1 protein-coding gene and 1 pseudogene are annotated in these 1,107 nt (G+C 38.3%); both read right to left on the minus strand.

Annotation, left to right across the window (positions count from 1 at the left end):
• Positions 1 to 198: pseudogene (locus tag JT739_RS10970) on the minus strand (sugar kinase); the annotation flags it as partial.
• A gap of 40 nt (positions 199 to 238) precedes the next feature.
• On the minus strand, positions 239 to 1,107 hold an 869-nt coding region (locus tag JT739_RS10975), incomplete at its 5' end, for an amidohydrolase family protein (protein WP_237661166.1).

The following is a 1,107-nucleotide window of genomic DNA, read 5'->3' on the forward strand; positions in this document are numbered from 1 at the left end:
TGGCAGTTTTGTTACAATCCCAGTTCTAAGACCTAGTGACGAAATTCCGGAAACTACATTAAGTTCAGAACCTCCTGCCCTTTTCTCAAAAACTTCACCTTGAGAAATCCTTTCCTTGTTGAGAGGTGAAAGGCGAAGCATTATTTCACCAAATCCTATTACATCAAATTCTTTTTTGTTAAAATCATCTTTTATCATCACAATGTGCCTCCTGCTGTGTTATTGCTGTGTTATTATACTAAATTCCTAAAAGCCGCCGGGCATTTTCACCATTTATAAGAGACTGTTCATCATCACTGAGACCGGAGTTAGATATGTCTTCAAGATATCGCTTCATAGGCAGCAGAGGGAAGTCGCTTCCAAATAAAATTTTATCCAAAACCTTCATACTCTTTGCCGCAACATATATATTGTTATCATAGAGCAATGGTGTTGCTGCAATGTCATAATACACATTTTTATTTTGTGCGCGTATTTCTGGCATCATCTCATAGAATAACAACCCACCGCCCCAATGAGCAAATACAACCTTGATATTGGGGAAGTTTTGCACAAATGCACAAGCTGTCTTAGGCGTAGTATCAGTTTTTCCGGCATAATAATGACCCACCGGTTCATTGGTATGGATAATTAACGGAATATCTCGTTCAATACATGCATTTGCCAAAGTTGACATTTGTTTAGCATCTGTTAAGTCAAATTTCTGACCGTATGGAAATATTTCGCCAATGCCCTTTAACCCCATTGCAAGACAGCGGTCGATTTCCCGTTCGACCCCTGATGCTGTGGGCACTAATACCATGTATCCTATCAGCTTGTCAGGATACTTTTTTACAGCCTCAGCTACATAGTCATTAACATATTGGCAAAGCCCTATATCATTAAAAGCAAAGCCAAAAATCACAGCTTTGTCCATTCCTGAGCTTTTAAGCTCTTCTACAACATCATCGGCTGTAGCAAACTTGTTTACTGGGCTTTCACTAAGAAGCTTAAAGTAATCTTCCCTTTCAGCTATTTTTTTCCAATCCCTTATAATATCAGGTGGTGTAACATGTACGTGAAAATCTATTTTCACTATATTGTAATACCCCCTCGTATAATATATTT

Origin of the sequence: Tepidanaerobacter sp. GT38 (assembly GCF_021991635.1) — a bacterium.
In the GTDB taxonomy this organism is placed as follows: domain Bacteria; phylum Bacillota; class Thermosediminibacteria; order Thermosediminibacterales; family Tepidanaerobacteraceae; genus DTU063.